Annotated in this window: 15 protein-coding genes; 14 read left to right on the top strand and 1 reads right to left on the bottom strand. The window is 68.8% G+C overall.

Annotation, left to right across the window (positions count from 1 at the left end; genetic code table 11):
• Positions 1-158 precede the first annotated feature (158 nt).
• The 6 genes from AB4079_RS01605 to AB4079_RS01580 are packed head-to-tail and all read left to right on the top strand — an operon-like array spanning position 159 to position 9453.
• Positions 159-1751 (top strand): APC family permease, encoded by a 1593-nt coding sequence (locus AB4079_RS01605; protein WP_441785527.1) that lies wholly within the window; start codon positions 159-161, stop codon positions 1749-1751.
• Between the two features lie 32 nt (positions 1752-1783).
• Complete coding sequence (locus tag AB4079_RS01600; RefSeq protein ID WP_441785526.1) at positions 1784-2632, top strand: urea amidolyase associated protein UAAP1; 849 nt, start codon at positions 1784-1786, stop codon at positions 2630-2632.
• On the top strand, positions 2629-3372 hold the full coding sequence (locus AB4079_RS01595) for an urea amidolyase associated protein UAAP2 (RefSeq protein WP_441785525.1): 744 nt from the start codon (positions 2629-2631) through the stop codon (positions 3370-3372). The genes AB4079_RS01600 and AB4079_RS01595 overlap by 4 nt, the downstream gene beginning before the upstream one ends.
• On the top strand, positions 3369-7016 hold the full coding sequence (uca, locus tag AB4079_RS01590; protein WP_441785524.1) for an urea carboxylase: 3648 nt from the start codon (positions 3369-3371) through the stop codon (positions 7014-7016). The genes AB4079_RS01595 and uca overlap by 4 nt, the downstream gene beginning before the upstream one ends.
• Positions 7013-8734, top strand: coding sequence for an allophanate hydrolase (gene atzF / locus AB4079_RS01585; RefSeq protein ID WP_441785523.1), 1722 nt, complete (start codon positions 7013-7015; stop codon positions 8732-8734). The genes uca and atzF overlap by 4 nt, the downstream gene beginning before the upstream one ends.
• Complete coding sequence (locus AB4079_RS01580) at positions 8731-9453, top strand: TetR/AcrR family transcriptional regulator (RefSeq protein ID WP_441785522.1); 723 nt, start codon at positions 8731-8733, stop codon at positions 9451-9453. Before atzF ends, AB4079_RS01580 begins: the two co-directional genes overlap by 4 nt.
• Here the strand turns inward: AB4079_RS01580 and AB4079_RS01575 are convergent.
• Positions 9450-10481, bottom strand: a complete 1032-nt coding sequence (locus tag AB4079_RS01575) for a LacI family DNA-binding transcriptional regulator (protein WP_441785521.1) — start codon at positions 10479-10481, stop codon at positions 9450-9452. The genes AB4079_RS01580 and AB4079_RS01575 overlap by 4 nt on opposite strands.
• Positions 10482-10641: 160 nt before the next feature.
• Between AB4079_RS01575 and AB4079_RS01570 the strand changes: the two genes are divergently transcribed.
• From AB4079_RS01570 to AB4079_RS01535, 8 genes are all read left to right on the top strand, one after another.
• Entirely contained in the window at positions 10642-11934 is a 1293-nt protein-coding gene (locus AB4079_RS01570; RefSeq protein WP_441785520.1) for an ABC transporter substrate-binding protein, read from the top strand.
• A gap of 56 nt (positions 11935-11990) precedes the next feature.
• Entirely contained in the window at positions 11991-12923 is a 933-nt protein-coding gene (locus tag AB4079_RS01565; protein WP_441785519.1) for a carbohydrate ABC transporter permease, read from the top strand.
• Positions 12920-13852, top strand: coding sequence for a carbohydrate ABC transporter permease (locus tag AB4079_RS01560; RefSeq protein WP_441785518.1), 933 nt, complete (start codon positions 12920-12922; stop codon positions 13850-13852). Before AB4079_RS01565 ends, AB4079_RS01560 begins: the two co-directional genes overlap by 4 nt.
• A 3-nt stretch (positions 13853-13855) precedes the next feature.
• Positions 13856-14824, top strand: coding sequence for a glycosyl hydrolase family 32 (locus tag AB4079_RS01555; RefSeq protein ID WP_441785517.1), 969 nt, complete (start codon positions 13856-13858; stop codon positions 14822-14824).
• Between the two features lie 150 nt (positions 14825-14974).
• Entirely contained in the window at positions 14975-16006 is a 1032-nt protein-coding gene (locus tag AB4079_RS01550) for a 3-oxoacyl-ACP synthase III (RefSeq protein WP_441785516.1), read from the top strand.
• 7 nt (positions 16007-16013) lie between these two features.
• On the top strand, positions 16014-18674 hold the full coding sequence (locus tag AB4079_RS01545; protein ID WP_441785515.1) for an alpha/beta fold hydrolase: 2661 nt from the start codon (positions 16014-16016) through the stop codon (positions 18672-18674).
• Positions 18671-19642 (top strand): NAD-dependent epimerase/dehydratase family protein, encoded by a 972-nt coding sequence (locus AB4079_RS01540; protein WP_441785514.1) that lies wholly within the window; start codon positions 18671-18673, stop codon positions 19640-19642. Before AB4079_RS01545 ends, AB4079_RS01540 begins: the two co-directional genes overlap by 4 nt.
• A 114-nt stretch (positions 19643-19756) precedes the next feature.
• Entirely contained in the window at positions 19757-21016 is a 1260-nt protein-coding gene (locus AB4079_RS01535) for an ABC transporter substrate-binding protein (RefSeq protein WP_441785513.1), read from the top strand.
• The last annotated feature ends 16 nt before the right edge of the window (positions 21017-21032 follow it).

The raw sequence follows: 21032 nt of genomic DNA, 5'->3' as shown, positions 1-21032 counted from the left end.
CTCGCGCCCCGCACTGTGTGATGCGGCGGCGCCCTTGCTGGCGCGAAACGTGAAGTTAATACGAGGGAAATCCCGGGGCAACCGCGGGGGTCGAGCATTACATCAATGCACCTGTCGCTCGACAGGTATCGGATGCTCCACCTGCGAAAGGTGTTCCCTTGAGTACTCTCGATCCACAACCGCTTCCCCCGTCGGGCTACGCGCAGGAACTGCGTCGCGGCATCGGCTCCTTCGCGTCCTTCGCGGCCGGCTTCTCGTTCGTCTCCATCCTCACGACCGTCTTCCAGCTCTTCGGGCTGGGCTTCGGCTTCGGTGGCGCCGCGTTCTTCTGGACGTGGCCCCTGGTGTTCGCGGGCCAGCTGCTGGTCGCTCTGAATTTCGCCCAGCTCGCCGCGAGCTGGCCGATCTCGGGCGCGATCTTCCAGTGGTCCAGCCGGATGGCGGGCACCACCTTCGGCTGGTTCACCGGCTGGGTGATGATCATCGCCCAGATCCTCACCGTCGCTGTCGCAGCGATCGCGGTGCAGGCGGTGCTTCCCTCGATCTGGGACGGGTTCCAGATGGTCGGCGGCCCAGGTGCCGACCCCTCGCTGACCTCTGCCACCGGCGCTCAGAACGCCGTCGTGCTCGGACTCATCCTGCTCGCCATCACGACTCTGGTGAACATCATCAGCGTCCGTCTGATGGCGATCACCACGAGCGTCGGTGTACTCGTCGAGATCGTCGGCGTCATCGTCGTCGTGTTGGCGCTGTTCTTCCTCCCGGAGCGCAGCCCGTCCGTCGTCTTCACGACCCAGGGGGCCGCGCCCAGCGACAGCCCGTACATCTGGGCGTGGCTCGCGTCGTCACTGATGGCGGCGTATGTGCTCGTCGGGTTCGACTCGGCGGGCGAGCTGGCGGAGGAGACGCACGCTCCGCGCAGAACGATCCCTAAGACGATCGTGCGCGCCGTGGTGGTCTCGGGACTCGGCGGAGCCCTGCTGATCGTGGCGACGCTGGTCTCAGCACCCAGCCTGACGGACGGCAAGCTCGCCACCGGCGGAGTCGCCTGGGTGCTCACCGAGCGACTCGGACCGGTCTTCGGCCGCCTCGTCCTCATCGCGGTCGTCGTCGCCGTCTTCGCCTGCACTCTCGCTGTGCAGACGTCGGGCTCGCGGATGCTGTACTCGATGGCGCGTGAGCGGTCCCTGCCGTTCTGGCGCACCCTCGCGCGGGTGTCGCCGCGCACCGGTACCCCGATCGCCACCAGCATCGTGGTGGGCGTCGGCGCCGCCCTGGCACTGGCCGTGAACTTCGGCCAGAGTGCGATCTTCACCGCACTCTCCAGCCTCTGCATCGCGATGCTCTACATCGCCTATCTCGGCGTGACGGCGCCGTTGCTCATCCTGCGTCTTCGCAGGGGAGGCCGCGGGATGCCCTCTGGGGTGGACGAGACCGGCAAACGAACCTTCTCGCTCGGTCGCTGGGGTGTGCCGCTGAACATCGTCGCCGTCGCCTACCAGGTCGGGATGATCGTCAACCTCGCCTGGCCCCGCCCGGAGATCTACGACCTGACCGGCAAGACCTGGTGGCTGCAGTGGAGCGCCGTGCTCTTCATCGGCGTCACCGTCGTGATCGGTCTGGTGGTCCACCTGCGCAACCGCGGCCGTGACGGCGCGATCCAGCTCAGCCACCTGCCGGTCACAGCCGAAGTGCCCATCCTCGGTGACGGCCCGGCGTCCACAACCAGCGTCTCCGGCTCGCTGGCCTGATCCGTCCCGCACCAGAAGGAGAGCACCCCACCATGCCCTCGACCGCAGAAGTGCACCGGACCGACAGCGTCCGCGCATCGCGAGAGGATGCCAGAGCCCAAGCTGCTCGGACGTCCGACTACCGGCCCTTCCGGCCGGCCTCGAGTTCGCCGCGCATCCCGGACGGCGTCGACCCGGACCTCCTCACGTGGGCGGAGACCGTGGCCCCGGGCGGGTACGCACACAAGGTGCTCGCGCGCGGCACGAGGATCCGCTTCGACGACCCGACCGGGCTCGCCTGCGCTCACGTCATCGTCTACAACGCGCTCGAACCCGGCGAGCGGCTCAATGTCGCGGACACCGTCAAGATCCCCTGGCAGGCCTACCTCGGTGCGGGCCATCCGCTGCTCTCGGGTGACGGGCGGGTCCTTACGACGATCTCGGGCGACACCTCCGGGCGGCACGATGCGTTCTGCGGGAGTACGACGGACGCGTTCAGCACGCACAAGTACGGCACGTCCGCACCCCAGGGGCCGGCACCCTCCGGGCGTTCGCTGTTCACGCTGGCCGCGGCGAAGCACGGTCTGACACCACGCGACCTGCCGCCGAGCGTCTCCTTCTTCCAAGGCGTGCGTGTGGAGGAGGACGGCACGCTCTCGTTCGTCGGGTCCGCCGGCGGCGGAACGTTCGTCGAGCTGATCGCGGAGCTCCCGCTCCTGATCCTGGTCGCGAACGCTCCGCACCCTCTCGACCCCTCGGACGACTACGTGGTCGGACCGCTCCGCATCCACGCGTGGCGCGGAGAGCCGACCGGGCCGGCCGATCCCCGGTTCACATCGTCCCCTGAGCTGCACCGGGCCTACCTGAACTCGATCGACTACGCGGAGGCGCGCGGACTATGACGCTCACCACGACCACCCAGCGCTCGGGCACCCGGACGCTCGAGACGACCGTCCCCGTCGGGCCGGCCTTCGCCGAGGGCACAGTGCTCGACCCGTCCGGCCCGGCCGTCCCCGGGAGGATCGTCCTGGATGACACTGTCGCCCCGCTGGCGCCCTGGTCGGGCATCGTGCGGGCCGGCCAGGTGCTGACCATCGTGGATGTCGGCGGCAACCAGTCAGCGGACTGCCTGATCTACGACGCGACCGACACCGCCGAGCGCTACTCCGTCCCGGACACGCTCGCCTGGCAGGGCAACGCCTACATCCGCCAGGGGTCGGTGCTGAGGTCGAACCTCGGCCGACCGCTCATGACCGTGGTCGCGAATGAGATCGACCGTCAGGACACCATCGGCGGCGCCTGCTCCAAGGAGTCGAACACCCTGCGCTACGGACAGCACACCGAGTTCCAGCACGGCTGCCGTGAGAACTTCCTTGCCGAGGCCGCCAGGTACGGGCTGGGTGTCCGCGACCTCGTCTCGAACCTCAACTGGTTCATGAACGTGCCCGTGGAGGCGGACGGAGCACTCGGCATCGTCGATGGCCTCTCCGCGCCCGGCAAACGCGTCGCGGTGCGCGCGGAGCGGGACGTCCTCGTCATCGTCTCCAACTGTCCGCAGATGAACAATCCCTGCAACGACTTCAACTGCACCCCGCTGCGGATGATCGTCACCGAGACGACCGACGGAACGGACGACGAATGAATGCCTTCGATACTCTCCTGATCGCGAACCGCGGAGAGATCGCCCGGCGCATCATCCGGACCGCCCGCGGCCTGGGGCTGCGATCGGTCGCGGTCTACTCCGACGCAGACCGCGCGGCCCCGCACGTGCGCGAGGCCGACGAGGCTGTCCGCCTGGGACCTGCGCCGGCGCGCGAGTCGTACCTCGACGTCGACGGAATCCTCGACGCCTGCCGGCGCCTGGGCGTCGGCGCCATCCACCCCGGCTACGGGTTCCTCTCGGAGAACCTGGACTTCGCCCATCGTGTCGAGGAGGAGGGCATCGCCTTCATCGGGCCGACCCCGCGGCAGATCGCGGCGTTCGGCGAGAAGCACACGGCGCGCGAGCTCGCATCGCTGGCCGGCGTGCCGATGCTGGCGGGCACCGGGCTGCTCGCCGACGCCGACGAGGCGGTCGCGGAAGCGGAGCGCATCGGGCTGCCCGTCATGCTGAAGGCCACCGGCGGCGGAGGCGGTATCGGAATGCAGGCCTGCGCCACGGCGGACGAAGTGCGCGACGCGTTCGAACGCGTCGCGCGGCTGGGCGAGAAGAACTTCGGCTCCGCCGGCGTCTTCCTGGAGCGGCTGGTGCGGCCCGCGCGTCACGTCGAGGTGCAGCTGTTCGGCGCGGGCGACGGCAGGGTCGCGGTGATCGGCGACCGCGACTGCTCCCTGCAGCGCCGCAACCAGAAGGTCATCGAGGAGGCTCCTGCTCCGGCACTCCCCGACCGCGTCCGTCAGCAGTTGCACGAGTCGGCCCGCGCGCTGGCGGCCTCGGTGGACTACCGGTCGGCGGGCACCATGGAGTTCGTCTACGACCCGATCCGCGAGGAGGCGTCGTTCCTCGAGGTCAACACGCGTCTGCAGGTGGAGCATCCGGTCACCGAGGCGGCCTATGGGGTCGACCTGGTCGAGCTGATGCTGCGCCTGGCCCGGGACGGCGCCGACAGCCTCGACCCCGGCCTCTTCACCGCGACCTTTTTGCCCTCGAGTTCGGCGGTCGAGGCTCGTGTGTACGCCGAAGACCCGTCGAATCACGGCCTCCCGAGCTCCGGGCTCGTCACCCAGGCGGTGTTCCCCGGTCAAGGGTCGCCCGCACTGGATGGCGTGCGGGTCGACGGCTGGATCGAGACCGGCCTCGAAGTCTCGCCTTACTACGACCCCATGCTCGCGAAGGTCATCGCCAGCGGTGAGACCCGTGAGGACGCGCTCGACCTGCTGCGCGAGGGTCTGGAAGCGAGCCGCGTCGACGGAATCGTCACCAATCTCGGGCTGCTGCGCTCACTGACCGACGACACTGCGCTGCGTTCGGCCACCCACTCGACCTCCACGCTCGACGTCACGGCGGATCCCGACCCGCGCATCGAGGTCGTGGAAGCCGGCGCCATGACGACGGTGCAGGACATCCCGGGTCGGGTCGGCTACTGGCAGATCGGCGTGCCCCCGAGCGGTCCGATGGATTCCGTCTCCCTCGCCGAAGCGAACCTCGTCGTGGGGAACCCGCCCGGTGCACCGGGTCTGGAGATCACCGCGACCGGGCCGACCCTGCGCTTCACCGCCCCGGCTCTCGTCGCACTCGCCGGCGCTCCCCTCCCCGCGTTCCTGGACGGCGAGCCCGTCGAGCTGTGGGAGCCGATCGCCATCCCGGCCGGCTCCACGCTGGAGCTCGGGATCATGCCCGGCCCGGGACTCCGCACCTACCTCGCCGTGCGCGGCGGCATCGATGTGCCGCTCTATCTCGGCAGCGCCGCGACGTTCACGCTCGGCGGTTTCGGCGGTCACGCCGGCCGAGCCCTCGTGCCCGGCGACGTGCTCCGCCCCGGATCGCCCGACGCGGACGCGCCGCATCCCGCCCTCGCCGCCGGTTCCCGCCTGAGCACGATCGGGGGGCCGACCCCGCCCGAGCGGCGGCCCGCCCTCACGTCCAGCTGGCACGTCGGCGTGACGGAGGGGCCGCACGGCGCTCCCGAATTCTTCACCCGTCGCGACCTGGACGAGTTCTACGCCAGCGACTACGAGGTGCACTACAACTCGGCCCGCACCGGGGTGCGTCTCATCGGGCCGCAGCCGGAGTGGGCGCGGAGCGATGGCGGCGAGGCGGGGTTGCACCCCTCCAATATCCACGACACCCCCTACGCCGTCGGAGCGATCGACTTCACGGGCGACACACCGATCATCCTGGGGCCCGACGGGCCCTCGCTCGGCGGGTTCGTCTGCCCGGCCGTCGTGGCGAGCGGCGAGCTGTGGAAGCTCGGCCAGCTTCGCCCGGGCGACACGGTGCGCTTCGTTCCGGTCCGCGAAGCGGATGCCGCGGACCTCGACCGTCGGCGGGCATCGCCGCTGCTCCTCAGCTCGGGCGGCGACGGAGACGACGGCGTCATCGGGCGGATGGAGGCGACCGGGCAGCGGCCCAGCGTCACCTACCGGCGCGACGGGGACGACAACCTCCTGGTCGAGTACGGCGACATGACGCTCGATCTCGGGCTGCGGATGCGCGTGCACGCACTCATGACGACGCTCCAGGAGAACGCACCGCGGGGGATCATCGAGCTCACGCCCGGCATCCGCTCGCTTCAGATCCACACCGACTCGTCTCAACTGAAAGCCACGGCGCTCGCCGGGCTGCTCCGGGAGCTGGAGGAGGCGATCCCGCCGACAACTGAGCTCGTCGTACCGTCCCGAACCGTGCGGCTTCCTCTTTCGTGGGACGACCCCGCCACCCATCTCGCGATCGAGCGGTACATGAACGGTGTGCGCAGCGACGCACCGTGGACACCGTCGAACATCGAGTTCATCCGCCGGGTGAACGGCCTCGACGATGTGGAGGACGTCTACCGCACCGTCTTCGACGCCAGCTACCTCGTCCTCGGCTTGGGCGACGTCTACCTCGGGGCGCCGGTCGCGACACCGCTCGACCCACGGCACCGGCTGGTGACCACCAAGTACAACCCGGCCCGCACGTGGACCGCCGAGAACTCCGTGGGCATCGGGGGCGCCTACCTCTGCATCTACGGGATGGAGGGACCGGGCGGCTATCAGTTCGTCGGCCGGACCGTGCAGGTCTGGAACCGCTTCCGCCGCGGAGGCCTCTTCGCCGAGAGTCCCTGGGCTCTCCGGTTCTTCGATCGCATCGAGTGGTACCCGGTCTCGGCGGAGGAACTGCTCGACCTCCGCGCGGAGACGGACGCCGGCCGCGGCCGGTTCGAGACAATCGACGGCACGTTCTCGATCGCCGAGCACGAAGCCTTCCTCGCCGAGAACGCGGAATCCATCGCAGCCTTCCGCACCCGCCAGACTGCGGCATTCGAAGCGGAGAAGGACCGGTGGCGCGCCTCGGGCGAGTTCGACCGTCAGCACGACTCCGCGGTCGCCACGCCGGTCGACGAGATCGTCGTCCCCGACGGTTCCGTCCCGGTGTCGGCGCCGTTCACCTCCACCGTCTGGCAGATCTCCGTGGAGCCGGGGACCGTCGTCAGCGCGGGCGACAAGCTGATGGCCCTGGAGGCGATGAAGATGGAGTCTCCGGTCGTCGCCCCGATCGACGGCGTCATCTCCGGCGTGTATGCCACCGCGGGCGACCAGGTGTCGCCCGGCCAGATCCTTCTCTCGATCGGAGCCCACACATGAGCGCACTCGCGCGCGTCCGCGCCGCATACGGCCGCCTCCTCGAGGCGGATCGTCCCGAAGTCTGGATCAGCCTCCGCGACCAGGAGTCGGCCGAGGCCGAGGCCCGCGACATCGACGCCCGGGTGGCCGGGGGAGAGGCTCTCCCTCTCGCGGGCCTGGTGGCGGCGGTGAAGGACAACATCGACGCGGTCGGCTTTCCGACGACCGCCGGCTCGCCGAGCTACGCCTACCTGCCCGAACGGGACGCGACCGCTGTGGCTCGGCTGCGGGCACACGGCGCGATCGTGATCGGCAAGACGAACCTCGACCAGTTCGCGACCGGGCTGGTCGGCGTCCGCAGCCCGTACGGCGCCGTCCGCAACGCCTGGGACCCCGAGCGGATCTCCGGCGGCTCCAGCTCCGGATCCGCGGTCGCGGTGGCGCTCGGCATCGTGGATCTCGCCCTCGGCACGGACACCGCAGGTTCCGGCCGCGTGCCGGCCGCCCTGAACGGGATCGTCGGAGTGAAGCCGACCCGGGGTCTCATCCCCGCCACCGGAGTGGTTCCTGCCTGCCGCAGCTTGGACTGCGTCACCGTCTTCGCTCGCGATCTCGCGCTCGCCCGGCGCGCCACCGAGCTGCTCTCGGGTGATGACGGACTCGACCCGTTGGCCCGCTCCGCCTCCGAGATCGCCGCAGGCAGGGTCGACACCCCCGCGGCTCGACCTCGCGTCGCCGTTCCCGTAGAGCGTCACCTCGCCGGCCTCGCCGACGGCTGGGCTGAAGCCTTCGGTGCCGCCGCGGACCGTCTCGCGCAGGCCGGAGTCGAGATCGTCGAGATCGATATCGACCCTCTGCTCGAAGCGGCAGCTCTGCTCTACGAGGGTGCCTTCGTCGCCGAGCGGTACGCGGCGGTCGGCGCGCACATCGAGGCGCACCGTGACCTGATCGGTCGGGGTCTGGACCCGAGCGTCGCGAGGATCATCCTCGGCGGGTCGGTCCCGACGGCCGCCGAACTCTTCACCGACATGGAGAAGCTGGACAGGCTGGCCATGCTCGGTCGCGCCCGCCTGGAGGGCTTCGACGCCCTGCTCACCCCGACGACCACCTGGCACCCGTCGCTCGCCGACCTGGCCGCGGATCCGATCGGCGCCAACAGCCGAATGGGCCGGTTCACCAACTTCGCGAACCTCCTCGACATGTCCGCGCTGGCGATCCCGTCGGGAACCGTGGCTGGGCTCCCGTTCGGCGTGATGCTCACAGCGGACGCCTTCCACGATGTTGCGCTGGCCCGCATCGCCGAACTGCTCCTCTCCCCAGCGGTCGACGTCCTGGTGGTCGGCGCACACCTCGCGGGTCAGCCGCTCAACGGGCAGCTGGTCTCGGCGGGCGGCTCCTTCGCAGGGGCTGTGACCACCACGCCGGACTACCGGCTGTTCGCGCTCTCCACTTCTCCCGCCAAGCCAGGAATGGTCCGTGTCTCGACGGGAGGTCAATCGATCGCCGGTGAACTCTGGACGCTGCCGGCCGCCGGTTTCGCCCGCTTCGTCGCCGGACTGCCCGCGCCGATGACCATCGGCCGGGTCACCTTGGCCGACGGCCGCGATGTTGCCGGCTTTCTCTGCGAGCCGATCGCGACGGAAGGCGCCGTCGACATCACCGGATACGGCGGTTGGCGCGGATGGCTGGGCCGCCCGTCGGACCACCCCGTCGGGTTGGTGCCACAATCGATGGCATGAGTTCGTCGCCCGCCGGCCCGAGCCGGCCCGGACGCCCGCGCGTTGCCGCCGACGGCACCGCCCCCTCCACGTCGGGGCGCGACCAGATCCTCGACGCCGCAGCAGCCCTCTTCGTCGAGTTCGGGTTCTCGGGCACCTCGACCCGCGCGATCGCCGACCGGGTGGGCATCCGGCAGCAGTCGCTGTACTACCACTTCGCGGGCAAGGACGAGATCCTGGTCGAACTGCTCAGCAATTCGGTGCGGCCGAGCAACGACTTCGTCCGTTCGATCGAATCGCGGGTGCCCCACGACGCGAGTGCGGCGGGAGCGCTCTACGCGCTGGCCAGCGTCGACGCTCGGACGCTCCGGCGGACACCGCACAATATCGGTGTGCTCTACCTCCACCCCGAGGTCCGGGACGAGCGCTTCGACGCCTTCCGCCAGGAACGCGCACAGCTCCGGGCGGCGTACGGCCGCCTCGGGGCGGCGGCCGCGCGCCCCGACCTGCTGGCGTCCATCGACGAGTCCCGTCTGGGGATGCTCCTCATCCAGCTCGCCGAGGTGGTCATCCAGCTGCGCCGCGACGGCGAGACCGATGCACAGGATGACGCGTCCGTCGCGGGCTCCTGCCTCCGGCTGGTAGGGCTCACCTCGACCGAGATCGAGTCCGCCCGGGCCGAGGCCACCGGTCTCATCCGGCTCGCCGAGAACAGCGGAATGGTCCTCTCGGCGAGTTAGGAAACCCCTCCTGGAGACTGCACCGACCCGCGCCGGATGATCGGCATGGTGACCAGGTGGCGTCCGCCTTCGCTCGTTCCGGAGAGAGCGAGCGACATCGCCCGGCGACCCATTTCTTCGTAGGGCAGTCGCGCGGTCGTCAGCTTCGGGCGGAGGTAGGTGGCGATCTCATCATCGTCGAAGGACGCGATGGACACGTCCTGCGGGATCCGAACGCCCGCCTCCTGCAGGGCCTGATACGCGCCGAAAGAGACGTTGTCCGTCAGGCAGACCAGTGCCGTGAACGGGACACCGGACGCAAGGGCCCGTTTGGTCGCTTGGTAGCCGTCTTCGGGAGCCCACCACTCGAAGGCCTCCTCCCACGCCCACGCGAGTCCGTTGGCGGCCATCACCCCATCGAGGCCGGCGAACCGGTCGGAGATCGTCACTGACACCTCAGGCGGCAAGTCTTCGTCGTACCGTCTGCCGATGAGCGCGATCCGTCGGTGCCCGCCGTCGATCAGAAGTTGCGCGATCGCAGCCCCTGCAGTGCGTTCATCAGGCAGAACAACCGGGTAATCCACCGATGTAGTGGCATTGACCATGACGACAGGAAGACCGGGCGGCAGCGCCGGAAGATCGACTTCGCGGGCAGCCATCGAACCGAAGACGAGACCCGAGACCCGTCGGTCCAGCATCGCGTCGAGAGCGCCGGACAGCCGCTCGGGATGATGTCCGGTCTCTGCGATGAGGACGGTGTGATCGTTCTCCTCTGCGACGTCGAGGATGCCGCGAATCATCGCGGTGGCATAGCGCGTGAGTGTGACATCATCCGACACGAACCCGATGGTGGGCGCGGTCCCGACCCGGAGGGCACGAGCGGAAGGGTCGGGCCGATAGTTGAGGCGGTGGGCGATCGCGCGCACGCGTTTGGCGGTCTCTACCGACAATCCGGTGCCGGGGCGATCGTTCAGGATCATGCTCACGGCCGTCTTGGAGAGGCCCGCCTCCGCGGCGACATCGGCGATGGTGACGCGTTTGCCGACCACTTCAGATCCTTCTGCCGGGTGCGGACGCTTGTTGCATGGACACAAGCATAGTGTTACCGTCGTGCCTACTAAACGCATTTAGGTAGCGACCTAAATGCATTTAGTTCCAGTGAAGGCGGACGACCGCTTTCGGTGATCACAGTCCAACGGAGGATCAATAGTGAGAATCAGAACTCGCCGGGCGCTTGTCGCTACGGCGGTCATCGCTGCCACAGCCGCTGTATCGCTGACGGGCTGCGCAAAAGCCGGCGGAGGATCCGGCACCGCCGGCGGCGATCTGGTGATGTGGACCCACAACGCGGGAAACAAGGCCGAGCTCGGAGCCGTGCAGAAGATCGTCGACGACTTCAACGCGAGCCAGAAGAAGTACACAGTGAAGGTGCAGGCCTTTCCCCAGGACTCCTACAACCAGTCAGTAACCGCAGCAGCCGCATCCAAGAAACTGCCGTGCATTCTGGACATCGACGGCCCGAACGTTCCGAACTGGGTATGGGCCGGGTACCTGTCTCCGCTGACCGGGCTCGACAGCCAACTTGCCAAGTTCCTTCCATCGACGGTCGGCAAGTACGAGGGCAAGACATACTCCTACGGCTTCTACGACGTCGCTCTCGGGATGTTCTCCCGTAAGTCCACGCTCGACTCGGTCGGGGTGCGCGTGCCGACGATCGACCAGCCGTGGACCAAACAGGAGTTCGCCGACGCGCTCGCCAAGCTCAAGGCCACTGGCAAGTACGACTACGCCGCCGATCTCGGCACCGGTTCGACTGGCGAATGGTGGCCCTACGCGTATTCGCCCTTCCTTCAGAGCGCCGGCGGCGACCTCATCAACCGGGACGGCTACAAGTCGGCCGACGGAGTACTGAACGGTGCAGACGCAGTCAGCTGGGCTAAGTGGTTCCGCGGCCTCGTCACCGACGGGTACATCGCAGGCAAGTCCGGCGCAGATCCGGCAGCGGACTTCAGCAACGGCAAGACCGCCATCCTCTACACGGGCAGCTGGGCGGCGGACAGCCTGCGCCAGAAATTCGGCGATGACGTCGTGTTCCTGCCATCGGTCGACCTCGGCAAGGGACCGAAGATCGGTGGCGCCTCCTGGCAGTGGGGCGTCTCGCAGACCTGCTCCAACCAGGCTGGTGCGATGGCCTACATGAAGTTCGCGACCAGCGACAAGAACGTCGCTGGGGTGGCGAAGGCCGCAGGCACCATTCCTGCCACCGAAGGTGCCGCAGCGCTGGTCCCCGGCTACCAGGAGGGCGGCGAGAACGCCCTCTTCCGCGAGTACGCGAAGAAGTTCGCCGAGGTCCGGCCGGTGACTCCCGGTTACCCGTTCATCGCGACGACATTCACGAAGGCGGCGCAGGACATCCTCAACGGCGCCGACCCCAAGTCGACCCTCGACCAAGCGGTCAAGGACATCGACGCCAACCAGAAGTCGAACCACTACTTCAAGTGATGCGACGGGGGCCGGTCCGTGCCCGGATCGGCCCCCGCCCGTCGCAAGGGACACCCATGACTACGCTCGCCAAGTCGAACGCGCGGATCACATCCACCGCTCGCCGAACCGTCGCAGGGCCGACCAAGGAAGCCGCCACCGCCTTCCTGATGTTCGCCCCCGCGGCCGTCTTGATCCTTACCTTCCTGCTGGTGCCGATCGGCCTGACCTTCGTGCTCGCGTTCACCAACGCGCGGTTGATCTCGCCCGAACCGGCTCAGTTCATCGGGGTGGACAACTTCGTCAACCTCTTCACCGACGACACGTTCTGGGCCTCTTTACGCAACACGATCATCTTCACCATCGTGATCGTCCCCCTGCAGTCGACCCTCGCCTTGATACTCGCCGTCCTGGTCAATAGCCGCACCCGGGGGACGACGTTCTTCCGCACCGTGTACTTCCTACCGGTCGTGACGTCGATCGTCGTCATCTCGATGCTGTGGCTGTTCATGTACCAGAAGGACGGCCTGATCAACGTCCTCCTCGCCAAGCTGGGCATCCAAGGTCCGGACTGGCTCGCCGACCCGCACTGGGCTCTGGTGGCGATCATCCTGATGTCCGCGTGGCAGGCGATGGGCTTCCACATGATCATCTGGCTCGCCGGCCTGCAGACCATCCCGGAAGAGCTGTACGAGGCGGCCGCCCTCGACGGGGCCACCCGCTGGCAGCAGTTCACCAACATCACCTGGCCGGGCCTCCGCCAGACCAGGACGTTCATCCTGATCACCATCACGATCGCCGCATTCGGACTGTTCTCGCAGGTCAACATCATGACCCAGGGCGGACCGATCAACTCCACGTCCACACTGGTGTTCCAAGCGGTACGGAGCGGCTTCCAGCAGCAGCAGACCGGCTACGCTTCCGCGATTTCGCTGGTGTTCTTCATCCTCGTGCTCGTGGTCACCCTGATCCAGCGCTACCTCACCCGCGACAAGGAGGCACAACGATGACCACCTCCGTCACCGACATCAGCCACGCACCGGTGGCGCCCGCCATTCCGGTAGAGCCCGAACGAAAGCCTCCCCGATCCGGCCGCGGTGTGCTCCTACTGGTCCTGAAGATCGCGTTGGCGCTCGTCTTCGGATTGCCGCTCGTCTTCATGATCGTGTCCAGTTTCAAACCGGATCAGCAGATCTTCGGCGACCTGGGAGGGATCCAGGCGTTCCTGCCCGTCGGGAACCTGAGCTTCAGCAACTATCTCGGGGTGTTCGACCGCGTCCCGTTCGCACAGTTCCTGCTGAACTCGATCATCATCTCCGTCTCCACCGTGGTGCTCGGCATCATCATCAACTCGATGGCAGCCTTCGCACTGTCACGGATGCGGATGCCCGGCCGCAAGTGGGCACTCGGGGTGGTGCTGGCGACGCTCATCGTGCCCTTCGAGGTGATGGCGCTTCCGCTGCTCTGGGAGGTCAACCAGCTGCCGTACTTCGACGGTACCCAGATCATCCAGGGATGGCTCGACACGTACACCGTGCAGATCGTGCCCTTCGTCGCGAGCGCGTTCTCGATCTTCCTCTTCTACCAGTACTTCGACTCCATCCCGCGGGAGCTGGACGAGGCGGCCCGCGTCGACGGCGCCGGGTGGTTCCGCATCTACCGGTCGATCATCATGCCCTTGGCCGGTCCGGCGATCGCCACCGTGGCGATCCTCACCTTCCTGCCGGCGTGGAACCAGTACCTCTGGCCGCTCATGGTCACGCAGAGCGAATCGGTCCGCCCCGCGATGGTCGGCATCGACTACTTCAAACAACTCAACACGTCGTGGGGTCAGATCATGGCCTACGCGACCATCATCACCGTCCCGGTGCTGGGACTGTTCATCGCGTTCCAGCGCTCGTTCGTCAACTCCATCGCCTCACAGGGCCTGAAAGGCTGATCCATGTTCACACTCCCCGACAGCTACGTCTGGGACTTCTGGCTCGTTGACGACGGGGACCAGTACCACCTCTTCTTCCTCTACGCCTCCGTGGCACTCCAGAACCCGGACGCGCGGCATCACCGTGCCTCGGTCGGTCATGCCGTGTCCCCGGACCTGCGTTCGTGGGAGCGGATCGAAGACGCGCTCGTACGGAGCGACGCGCCGGCGTTCGACGACCTCGCCACCTGGACCGGCAGCGTCGTGCGCGCCGATGACGGCACGTGGCACATGTTCTATACGGGAGCGACTCTGACATCCCTCGGGAACGTCCAGAGCGTGGGGGTCGCCACCTCGAGGGACCTCATCCGCTGGACCAAGGGCGGGTCCAACCCGGTGCTGGAGGCCGACTCGCGCTGGTACGAGGTGATCACCGATGGAACGTGGAACGATCAGGCGTTCCGGGACCCGTTCGTCTACCGGCAGAAGGACGGCACCTGGCGGATGCTGATCACCGCACGCTCCAACCACGGCCCCGTGGACGATCGAGGCGTCATCGGAACCGCGACGTCGACGGATCTGACGGACTGGAGGTTGGAACGACCGTTGACCGAGCCGGGTGCCGGCTTCGGGCAGCTGGAGGTCTTGAACACCGCAGAAATCGGCGGTCGGTCCGTGCTGTTCTTCTCCTGCCTTCGTGGCGAGCTCTCAGCGGAACGCCGCGCCTCGGGCTCCACCGGCGGCGTCTGGGCCGTCGTGGCCGACGGAGCCGGCGCATGGGACCCGAGTAACGCGCAGCAGATCACCGACGACGACCTCTACGTGGGCCGGGTCGTGGAGGACCGCGAGTCGGGTCAGCCGATGTTCCTCGCCTTTCGCAACAGCGCGTTGTCAGGCGACTGGCTCGGGGGCGTCATCGACCCGCAACCCATCCGAGTCGTTGACGGACGTGTCGTCGTCGAGCCGGCGGGTCTGATGACGATCACGCGATAAACCCGTCTCGCCTTCCTCCACCATGAGCCGGTCGCAGCCAGTTGACCCGGCGGCTCCGGAGGCGATCCCGGTCACCCCGTACCGGCACCCTCACTGGGCGCTGCTGGCAACCCCCCGGTCAAACTCGGTTTTCAGAACTATGGTGTGGAAATGGCCCACATTCCCGGAAACGCAACCACCCGGCATAGCAACGTTTCGTTGCTCTCGGTCGCGACCACTCTGGCGAAGCGCGTCACCACCTCCGAGGAGATCGAGCGGAACCTGGTGCCCGTGCTGGAGCGACTGAAATTACCGACGGGGCTGTTGGAGAGGGTCGCGGGGGTTCGCGAGCGCCGCAACTGGGAAGAGGGCGCGACGTTCGACTCGGCAGCCGTGGACGCCGGACGTCGTGCGCTCGCCGAGGTGGGCGTGCGACCGGACCAGGTCGGACTGCTCATCAATACGTCGATCACGCGCCCGCACCTCGAACCGTCGGTCGCGGTCCGCATCCACCACGGGCTCGGCCTGCCGTCGTCGGCCATCAACTTCGACATCACGAACGCCTGCCTCGGGTTCGTCAACGGGATGACCCTCGCCGCCGGCCTTGTCGACTCCGGGCAGATCGACTATGCGGTGGTGGTCGACGGCGAGGACGCCGACCAGGTGCAGCTCAACACGATCGAGCGCCTGAAGCGGGCGGGGATCGGACGTGCCGAGTTCATGAGCGAGTTCGCGAGCCTCACCCTGGGGTCGGGAGCGGCGGCCGCGGTGATCGGCCGGACGGACCAGCATCCCGACGGCCATCGCATGCTCGGCGGCGTCACACGAGCGGCCACACAATTCAACGCACTGTGCGTCGGGAGCGTCGACGGCATGTTCACGGACGCGAAAGCGCTCCTGAAGGGCGGCATGGACCTCGTGACCGCGGCATGGCGAGAAGCCCGCAAGCACTGGAACTGGGGCCAGATGGACCGGTACATCATGCACCAGGTCTCCGACGTGCACACCGACGCGATCGTGAAGGCCGTGAAGCTGGACCGCTCGCGCATCCCCCTGACGTATCCGACGCTCGGGAACATGGGTCCCGCCTCGATTCCGATCACCCTGGCGCAGGAGGCCGCTTCGCTGCGACGCGGCGACCGGGTGCTGCTGATGGGAGTGGGCTCCGGGCTCAACACCTCGATGCTCGAGATTGCCTGGTAGCGCGCGCGTGGGGGCAACCGTACCGCCGCCCGGCCTCCCCGGCCTCGGCGGGGACTTCTCGCGAATCGTCGCCGCCGCCGGCGCAGAATGGCACCTCCTCGACACGGGTCCGACGCTCGACGCGGCGGGTATCACCCCCGTCGGCACCCTGCTGTGCGTGCACGGCAACCCCACCTGGTCGTACTTGTGGCGCCGTCTGGTCGCGGAGGCGGCGGCGGCCGCCCTGGGCGCTCCCACCCGGGACGCGTGGCGGGTGATCGCCGTCGACCAGCTCGAGATGGGCTTCTCGGAGCGGACCGACCGCCTCCGACGTCTCGCCGACCGGGTCGCCGACCTCAGCGCCCTCACGGACACGCTGGGTCTCGCGGGTCCGGTCGTCACTGTCGGGCATGACTGGGGTGGGCCGGTGAGTCTGGGATGGGCGGTCGACCATCCGGAGTCGCTGTCCGGGGTCGTGCTGCTGAACACCGCGGTGCACCAGCCGGACGGTCGGCCGATTCCTGCGCCCCTGCGCGCCGCCCGTGCGCCGGGCGTGCTCGACGTCGCGACAGCGGCGACGCCGGCGTTCCTCGAGACGACGTTGTCGCTCGCGCGGCCGCGACTCGAGCCGGAGGTCGGCGACGCCTTCCGTTCGGCCTACCGGTCACCCGCACGCCGGCGCGGCATCCGCGATTTCGTCGCGGACATCCCCGTCGATGCGTCCCACCCGAGCTTCACCGAGCTCGACCGCATCGCGACGGGGGTCGCCGCTCTCACGGTCCCGGCGCTCATCCTCTGGGGTCCGCGGGATCCCGTGTTCGGCGAGGTCTACCTGCGCGACCTGCTCGAGCGGATGCCGCACGCCGACGTCCATCGCTTCGAAGGTGCGGGTCACCTCATCGCCGAGGAGGTCGACTACGCGCCGATCGTGCTGGATTGGCTGGATGCGAGAGTCCAACGGCCCGGTGCGGGCGCGGCGGAGACCGGCTCCACGGAGTGGTCGAGCGATCCCTTGTGGGCGGCGGTCGTGCGCAACGCCGGCAGCGACGCACCCGCGCTGATCGACATGGGTGCAGGCCCGTCGGGCGCAGCTCGCGTCATCCCCTGGTCGCAGCTCGCCCGACGGGTCGACGAGCTGGCGCAGGGCTTGCTCGCCGCGGGCGTGCGGCCCGGCGACCGGGTGAGCCTCCTCGTGCCGCCGTCGGCCGATCTCACGGCCGTGCTCTACGCGGCGGTGCGCATCGGCGCCGTCGTCGTCGTCGCGGATGCCGGTCTCGGACTGCGCGGCCTCGGGCGGGCGATCCGGGGCGCTCACCCGACCGTCATCGTCGGTACGCTCCCCGGGCTCGCCGCCGCGCGCGCTCTGGGGTGGCCCGGTCGCCGTATCTCGGTCGCCACCTTGTCACCCACGCTTGCCCGCTCCCTGGCTGTCGAACACTCGCTCGGCGACCTGCTGCGCCTGGGCAGAGCGCGGATGACAGCGTCCGATCGCCCGCCGCTGCCGACCCCGGCGCCGTCGGACCTTGCGGCCGTCCTCTTCACCTCCGGCTCGACCGGTCCCGCGAAGGGTGTGCGATACACGCATGCTCAACTCAGTGCTCTGCGGGACGCGCTCGCCGGCCACTACGACCTGGGCGCCGAGACGGGAATCGTCGCCGGTTTCGCGCCCTTCGCTCTTCTCGGGCCGGCGCTCGGCGCCCGGTCGGTGATCCCGGTCGGCGACGTCACCGCTCCGCGCACTCTCACCGCGGGAGCCGTCGCCGACGCCGCGGGAGCCGCCGACGCGACCGTCCTCTTCCTCTCGCCGGCCGCTCTCGCCAACGTGGTGGCGACGGCCGATGCTCTCGACGATGGACAGCGCGCTGCTCTGGCGCGCATCCGGACCGTGCTCTCGGCCGGGGCGCCGGTCCCGGCGCGGCTGCTCGAGCGCATCGTCGCGCTCATGCCCGGCGCCACCGCCCACACGCCCTACGGGATGACCGAAGGGCTTCTGATGACCGACATCACGCTGGAAGGCATCCGAGCTGCGGCGGGCGATGCGGCGGCGGATGCGGCGGAGGAACCGGCGGACGCGGGCGGAGTGTGCGTTGGCACGCCCGTCGCGGGTGTGACGGTCCGCATCAGCCCCCTCGACGCCGACGGCCGACCGCTCGGCCGGCTCACCGACGAACCGGCCGTCACCGGAGAGATCGTCGTCGAAGCGCCGCACCTGCGCGACGGGTACGACCGGCTCTGGGCGGTCGACCGCGTCGCGAAGGCGCACAGCGTGGCTGAGGCGCGGCGGCACAGCACCGGCGATGTCGGCCACCTGGACGCGAAGGGTCGTCTGTGGATCGAGGGACGGCTCCAGCACGTCGTGGTCACCGCCGACGGCGTCGTGACCCCGGTGGGCATCGAGCAGCGGATCGAGGGCGTCGGCGGTGTGCGCCGCGCTGCGCTCGTCGGCGTCGGCCCGCGCGGCACTCAGGCGCTGGTGGCGGTGGTCGAACTCGATGGGCCGGCGCGCTCGGGGCTCGCCCCCGCACCGCTCGCGGCCGCCGTGCGAGCGGCAGCTCCCCGGCCGCTCGCGGCCGTGCTCACCGTAGCGGCGCTGCCGACCGACATCCGTCACAACTCCAAGATCGACCGCACCGCGCTCGCGGCCTGGGCCGACGCGGTGCTGCGCGGAGAACGGGCGGGCCGTCCGTGAAGGTACTGGTCACCGGAGCGAGCGGCTTCCTCGGGGGCGCCGTTGCGTCGGCGCTCGTCGCCCGGGGGGACGAGGTGCGCACTCTTCAGCGCCGCCCATCGGGCGTCGCCGGAGCCGACGACGTGCGGGGAGACGTGACAGACGCCGTGCGCGTGCGTGCCGCGGTCGAGGGCGTCGACGCCGTCGTCCACCTCGCCGCGAAGGTCTCGTTGGCCGGGGCAGTGGCCGACTTCGATCGCGTGAACGTCGGCGGCACCCGGATCGTCCTGGGGGAAGCGCGTGCCGCGGGCGTGCGCCGCATCGTGCACGTCTCGTCGCCGTCCGTCGCGCACACGGGCGCATCGCTCATGGGCGACCCTGCCCTCCCCGCTGACCCTCTGCACGCTCGTGGCGACTATGCGCGTACGAAAGCCGAGGGGGAACGTCTGGCGCTCGCCGCCGACGCGCCGGGGTTCGCCGTCGTGGCCGTGCGACCCCACCTGGTGTGGGGACCGGGCGACCCGCAGCTCGTCGGCCGTATCGTCGAACGCGCCAGACGGCGGCGTCTGCCGCTCATCGGCAGCGGAGCCGCGCTGATCGACACGACCTACATCGACAACGCGGTGTCGGCCCTCATCGCCGCGCTCGACCGCGCCGAGTCGGTCCACGGCCGTTCGTACGTGGTGACGAACGGCGAGCCGCGCCCGGTGGCCGAACTCCTCGCGGGCATCTGCCTCGCGTGCGGTGTTCCGGCCCCATCCTGGCGGGTGCCAGCACCCGTCGCCCGTACAGCGGGCGGCGTCGTGGAGGCCGTCTGGCGGATTCGGCCTGGCCGGGACGAGCCGCCGATGACCCGCTTCCTCGCCGAGCAGCTCTCGACCGCGCACTGGTTCGACCAGCGCCGCATCCGCGCCGACTTCGACTGGTCGCCGACCGTCACGATCGACGAGGGCTTGGCCCGGCTCGGTGCGTGGGCACGATCGAACTGAATTTGGCGCTTGACGTCGCCCCGCCGTCTTCGTAAACTGCTTCTACAACGTTATAGTGCATCGTTGTAAACCCGATCCGATCGACGAAGCGGTCGGTCCCACGAGAGGCATTCAATGAAGAAACTGCTTACGACGCTCGCCGTCGTGGCCGGCGCTTCCCTGGCGCTGGCCGGCTGCTCCAGCTCCCCCGGCTCCAGCGACTCGGGCCCGGTGACCCTCACCTTCTGGCACGGCTACACGGAGGCCGACGGCAAGGTCCTCGACAAGATCGTGGACGACTTCAACAAGTCCCAGAAGAACATCACCATCAAGACCACCACCAAGACGTGGGCGGTCATCGGTGACACCCTCCTGCCCGCGCTCTCCGCGAAGAAGGGCCCGGACATCGTGGCCATGCCGGCCGAGAACCTGCCGGTGTACGCATCCAAGGGCGCCTTCGCGAAGCTCGACGACTTCTACGCGAGCGACGCGACGAAGAACGCGTCGCTCCGTCCGGCAGCCGTGGACATGGAGAAGATCGAGGGCTCGTATTACGGTGTTCCGACCGGGTTCGTGCCGCTCTCCGTCATCTACAACAAGGCGCTGTTCCAGAAGGCGGGCATCAGTTCCTTCCCGAAGACCTGGGATGAGTGGGTCGCCGACTCCAAGAAGCTCACGGTGGACGAGAACGGCGACGGCACGCCCGAGCAGTACGGCCTGGCCCTCCCGGACCACGCCACCGTCGGCAACGGCGTCTGGGCGAGCCTCTTCTACGGCAACGGCGGGAAGATCATCGACGGTTCCAAGTCGGCGCTCGACTCCTCGCAGAATGAGGAGACGCTCTCCTACTGGTCCAAGGCGGTCACCGCCGACAAGATCTCGCCCACCGGGCTGGACGGTGTCGCCAGCGACAAGCTGTTCTCGTCCGGCAAGGCCGCGATGGAGATCGGCGGCCCGTGGATGGCCGGTGTCGCCACCGACAACAAGATCGACTACGGCATCGCCGGCATCCCGGCAGGCCCGAAGGGCGCCGCGGCTTCTGCTATCGGAATCTCCGCCGCGGTGACCGCGCAGGCGGACTCCGCGAAGAAGGCTGCCGCCGAGAAGTTCTTCGACTACTTCTTCACCAAGGAGGTGGCGACCAAGTGGTCGCTCGGCTCCGGCTGGCCGCCGCTGCGAACGGACATCCCGTCCTCCGCGGTCTCGTCCAACCCCGTCGTCGCGTCGCTCACGGACCTCGTCGGTGACGCGCGGCCACTCCTCCCCGGCGTCGCGAACAGCACCGACGTGCTCGCCGCGGTCGATGAGGCGACCCAGAAGTCGCTTGCGGGCGGCGACCCTGCCGCACTGCTGAAGTCCGCCTCCACCCAGGTGCAGCAGGCCCTCGGCAAGTGACCCAGGTGGACCGCCC

It is taken from the genome of Leifsonia sp. 2MCAF36 (assembly GCF_052115525.1).
Taxonomy (GTDB): Bacteria; Actinomycetota; Actinomycetes; order Actinomycetales; family Microbacteriaceae; genus Leifsonia.
Note: the sequence above shows the minus strand (reverse complement) of the source record. Positions and strands in the feature narration are given on the sequence as shown.

Coding starts and splice junctions, on each gene's coding strand:
- AB4079_RS01535 (WP_441785513.1), top strand. CDS start 19,757: ATGAAGAAACTGCTTACGACGCTCGCCGTCGTGGCCGGCGCTTCCCTG.
- AB4079_RS01580 (WP_441785522.1), top strand. CDS start 8,731: ATGAGTTCGTCGCCCGCCGGCCCGAGCCGGCCCGGACGCCCGCGCGTT.
- AB4079_RS01560 (WP_441785518.1), top strand. CDS start 12,920: ATGACCACCTCCGTCACCGACATCAGCCACGCACCGGTGGCGCCCGCC.
- atzF (WP_441785523.1), top strand. CDS start 7,013: ATGAGCGCACTCGCGCGCGTCCGCGCCGCATACGGCCGCCTCCTCGAG.
- AB4079_RS01550 (WP_441785516.1), top strand. CDS start 14,975: ATGGCCCACATTCCCGGAAACGCAACCACCCGGCATAGCAACGTTTCG.
- uca (WP_441785524.1), top strand. CDS start 3,369: ATGAATGCCTTCGATACTCTCCTGATCGCGAACCGCGGAGAGATCGCC.
- AB4079_RS01600 (WP_441785526.1), top strand. CDS start 1,784: ATGCCCTCGACCGCAGAAGTGCACCGGACCGACAGCGTCCGCGCATCG.
- AB4079_RS01595 (WP_441785525.1), top strand. CDS start 2,629: ATGACGCTCACCACGACCACCCAGCGCTCGGGCACCCGGACGCTCGAG.
- AB4079_RS01555 (WP_441785517.1), top strand. CDS start 13,856: ATGTTCACACTCCCCGACAGCTACGTCTGGGACTTCTGGCTCGTTGAC.
- AB4079_RS01565 (WP_441785519.1), top strand. CDS start 11,991: ATGACTACGCTCGCCAAGTCGAACGCGCGGATCACATCCACCGCTCGC.